General features: G+C 39.5%; 6 protein-coding genes. 4 read left to right on the top strand and 2 right to left on the bottom strand.

What is annotated here, in order from left to right; all coding sequences use genetic code 11:
- Nucleotides 1–95 precede the first annotated feature (95 nt).
- The 4 genes from AC4MRQ_RS24730 (at nucleotide 96) to cobU (ending at nucleotide 2,529) form a co-directional block, all read left to right on the top strand.
- The gene (locus AC4MRQ_RS24730; protein WP_491200409.1) at nucleotides 96–458 is read left to right on the top strand and encodes a four helix bundle protein; all 363 of its coding nucleotides are present in this window, start codon (nucleotides 96–98) and stop codon (nucleotides 456–458) included.
- Between the two features lie 49 nt (nucleotides 459–507).
- Nucleotides 508–1,299, top strand: coding sequence for an adenosylcobinamide-GDP ribazoletransferase (locus tag AC4MRQ_RS24725; protein ID WP_491200408.1), 792 nt, complete (start codon nucleotides 508–510; stop codon nucleotides 1,297–1,299).
- Between the two features lie 149 nt (nucleotides 1,300–1,448).
- Nucleotides 1,449–2,018, top strand: a complete 570-nt coding sequence (gene cobC, locus AC4MRQ_RS24720; protein WP_491200407.1) for an alpha-ribazole phosphatase — start codon at nucleotides 1,449–1,451, stop codon at nucleotides 2,016–2,018.
- Nucleotide 2,019: 1 nt separating this feature from the next.
- Complete coding sequence (gene cobU / locus AC4MRQ_RS24715) at nucleotides 2,020–2,529, top strand: bifunctional adenosylcobinamide kinase/adenosylcobinamide-phosphate guanylyltransferase (RefSeq protein WP_491200406.1); 510 nt, start codon at nucleotides 2,020–2,022, stop codon at nucleotides 2,527–2,529.
- Between the two features lie 121 nt (nucleotides 2,530–2,650).
- Here the strand turns inward: cobU and AC4MRQ_RS24710 are convergent, their stop codons facing one another.
- Nucleotides 2,651–3,427: a hypothetical protein gene (locus tag AC4MRQ_RS24710; RefSeq protein WP_491200405.1), complete on the bottom strand. Its 777-nt coding sequence runs from the start codon at nucleotides 3,425–3,427 to the stop codon at nucleotides 2,651–2,653.
- 51 nt (nucleotides 3,428–3,478) lie between these two features.
- On the bottom strand, nucleotides 3,479–4,148 hold a 670-nt coding region (locus AC4MRQ_RS24705; RefSeq protein WP_491200404.1), incomplete at its 5' end, for a RagB/SusD family nutrient uptake outer membrane protein.

Genomic DNA, 4,148 nt, shown 5'->3' with positions numbered 1-4,148 from the left:
AGAAGACGGAAGACCGAAGACAGAAGACGGAAGACCGAAGACAGAAGACGGAAGAAAAACTCTTGTGTTATATATCCAAGTAAAAGCTTAGTTGTATGGAAGAAACTAAATTCAAATTTGAGAAACTAATAATATGGCAAAAAGCAATGGTGTTTGGTGAATCCATTCATAATCTTGCATTAACGTTTCCAAAAGAAGAAATCTACAATTTATCATCTCAAATACGAAGAGCTGGTGATTCAATTGCATTAAATATTGCAGAAGGATCAATTGGTCAATCTAATCCTGAGCAAAAGAAGTTTATAGGCTATGCTATTCGCTCTTTAGCGGAAGTAATCACTTGCATTCATAAGGCTAAATTAAGGAAGTACATAGATAACAATAGCTTTGAGGCTCTTTATGGTGAAGCTTATTCGTTAATGAACATGATGATTAGTTTCAAAAATCAAATTAAATAATGTAAACCAATCTTCAGTCTTCCGTCATCGGTCATCAATCCTAAAAACCATGAAACAAATCAATCTACTCCTTACAGCCTTCGGCTTCTTTACCCGCATTCCTGTGCCGTTTAAAATTGCCTTTTCGCAGGAGAATCTGAATAAATGCAACCGCTATTTGCCTGTAGTTGGTTTGGTGGTTGGGGGTATTAGTGGGCTAGTGTTTTACCTGGCATCACTTCTGCTGCCCCATTCAGTCGCTGTCATGTTGTCGATGGGAAGTTCAGTATTGTTAACAGGTGCCTTTCACGAAGATGGCTTTGCTGACGTATGCGATGCTTTTGGTGGTGGATGGACCAAGGAGAAGATTCTGACCATCATGAAAGACTCCAGGGTTGGCGCTTATGGTGCAGTTGGTATTCTACTGTTGCTGATGCTTAAGTTTACCACGCTGAATGAGCTTCCTGCTTCAGTATGGATTAAAGCCATTATCTGTGGTCACGTTATCAGCCGCATGATGGCTGTTTGGACCATGCATAGCCTGAGTTATGTACGCGATGATGAAAGCAGTAAATCCAAACCTATTACCAAAGCTTTGCAGTTAAAAGATCTGCTAATTGCCATGGGAATAGCTATTCCCAGTCTGTTACTGTTTCAGGATTGGTTGTTCTTTATTGTTCTTATCCCTGTTTTTGTGGCTAAATATTGGCTTGAACGCTATTTTAAGAAGTGGATTGGTGGCTATACCGGCGATTGTTTGGGAAGTGTTCAGCAAGTAACCGAGGTAGTTGTTTACCTTAGCCTGTTAGCCATCATCACTTATCAGGCCCAAGTTAATCCGCTTGAAACGTTATTTCGATAGTGAAAACAACATGAAGTAAGTAATGTGTAGTAAAATTGAATATTTGACAGAAAACAGGGGACGGAAGACGGGTATAAGTAATACATTGGTAATGTAATTAACTCTAATAATTTAACGGTTTACCGTTCACCAAGCACTAATAAAAATAAATGGAACTCTGGCTTATCAGACATACCACGCCTAAAATTGATCAAGGCATTTGTTACGGGCAACTCGATCTGGATGTTGATGCGAATTTTGATGATGAATCTCGCGAGATAAAAAAGCACCTGGAGAACATTACTTTCGACAAGGTCTATTCCAGCCCACTAAAGCGCTGCTATCAGTTGGCTCAAGCACTATTTGGGAAACGGAATATTATCAAGGACGATCGCTTAAAAGAAATTAACTTTGGTGAATGGGAAGGGCAAAAGTGGGAAGATATAAAACGAGAGGCTCTGGATAATTGGGGCAATGATTATATCAACCAAAAACCACCACAAGGTGAGAGTTTTGGTGAATTAATCCATCGCACCAATCAATTTATTGCGACCCTTCATGGAGAAAACTACAATAAAATAGCCATTGTGACTCATTCGGGGATATTACGGGCATTTTTGATTAACTATCTGGATATCCCACCACTCAAAGTCTTCAACCTGGAATTGTCGTATGGCTCCATAATTAAGGTTCATATCCGTTCCGATAAGTTTCAACAAGTCAAATTTATAAAAGGATAGTATGGCTGAGATCATTCTTATTACAGGCGGTCAGCGTTCAGGCAAAAGTTCTTATGCACAAAACTTGGCTATGCGGTTATCTCCACACCCTGTTTATATGGCTACATCGCGCATTTGGGATGAAGAGCATCATGAACGCATCAAGCATCACCAAGCCAACAGAGGCCTGGAGTGGACCAATATCGAGGAAGAGAAAAAGCTGTCTCAGCATGATCTAAATGGTCGGGTTGTATTGGTAGATTGCATCACTCTTTGGCTTACCAATTTCTTTTTCGATAACAATAGTAACATTGATCAGTCGTTAGAGGAAGCTCAAAAAGAGTTTGATCAACTTATACAACAAGATGCCTCTTTCATTTTTGTGACTAATGAAATTGGCTTGGGCGGTATGCCTGAAAATCCTGTTCAGCGAAAATTTACAGACCTGCAAGGCTGGATGAATCAATACATCGCACAAAAAGCTGATAAAGTATTTATGATGGTTTCAGGTATTCCTATGAAAGTGAAATAGGAATTACCTGTTTTCTTATTTATGACCTGAGCTCGACATAAAATTTTGAACTCAGGTTTATACCAAATTAAGTTGTAATAAACTTGCTAAGTACCCAAGGGTACTTAGCAAGTCATTGCCGCTATGGCATTGTTAAAACCTCATCCCAAAATCCCCATGTATGATCGTATTCGGGCAGATAATGTTCAATCTGCATCGTAAAGATTTTTTTACCATCATTGGTCGATACAGTACCCGATCCACCAATACGCACTGGCAACTCAACACCGCTATGGAACCATCCTTTTTGTTCTGGGATTGAGACTGTTCCCAAACCCTCATCTACAATTAATAAGATATCATAGCCTTCCTCATACAAGCCCTGAGCCTTGTAAATATCCAAACCTTCGGCTTTAAACATTTCCACAGCCCAGGTATCTTCAAAAAAGGTGCTTTCCATTGCTCCTGAGCCTAATCCAGTAAAGCTTAACTCCAGCTGCCCACTAAAAGCAGCCGTATTAAATAAAGAAGAAGCATTATCGCCAATTACTTTTAACTCAAAAGTATAAATCATTGCCGGATCAATTCCAGATGGATTTGTTGCCATAATTTTTGCATAAGCCACTGCACTTCCGGCCTCGAAGGTTAATGACTCTTCTTCCAGTACAAATAATCCCGTTTCATCATTGCTTTCCAAACTTAGCTCGGCCGTTGTTCCTACAACATTCTTATAGGTTCGATGAATCGGAAATGTAATACTATAGGTATTTCCTGTATTCAATTTATAAGGTTCATCAACTGCTGTAACAGCTACCGCTACATAATCAACACCATTGGTATCGATCTTTGTTTTAATATTGTCCTGATCGCAAGCACCTACTGCTATAAAAAGCAATAAGCCATATAGTATATTTCTCATTTTTCTACCTTTTAAATTCATAATATTAACCATTTGACAAATGACAGAAGTCTACCAGGGATTCTGATCCGTTTCGGCATCCATAGCGCTGTTTCCATCGAACTCAGCTTGGGGAATTGACATTACCCAATCGGGACAAAACGGATTCTCTGTATCTACACCTGTAATCTTACTCGAATGGTTGCTACCAGCAAAGGTTCTTATAAAGCCGGTTTTTAATCGCTTAATATCATATATTCTTGATGTTTCGCCCCATAGTTCAATTCTGCGTTGCAACATCACCTCATCCAAAAGAGTAACACTTCCACTTGCAGGTGTGGTCGGACCATTAGCATCATCAACTGTTAATGTATTGGCGTCTGTCAAATCGTCAATACTGTAGTCGGTCATCCGTTCGTTCATCAGCATTGATAATATTTGTCTGGTTGCAGGGTAATCCTCAAGCATACATTTCGCTTCTGCTTGGATTAATAACATTTCTTCATGACGCATAAAAATGTAATCGCCTGCACCAGTTGCACCATTTGAGAACCGGAATTTAAATTGATTGTAACTCACATTAGTACCGGTTGGTTGCTCTTCCTCCTCAGGAATCACGCCATGCCACCAATTCTTTCTCACATCATCATCATCAACCTGAGCATACAGCCAATTACTGATACAAACGCTCGAAGTATAGGCATAAAATGATTCAACGCTGGCGTCCATATGTCCGAAAAAA

It is taken from the genome of Carboxylicivirga sp., assembly GCF_982718395.1.
The sequence above is the reverse complement of the archived record's forward strand: the minus strand, read 5'-3'. Positions and strand labels throughout refer to the sequence as shown.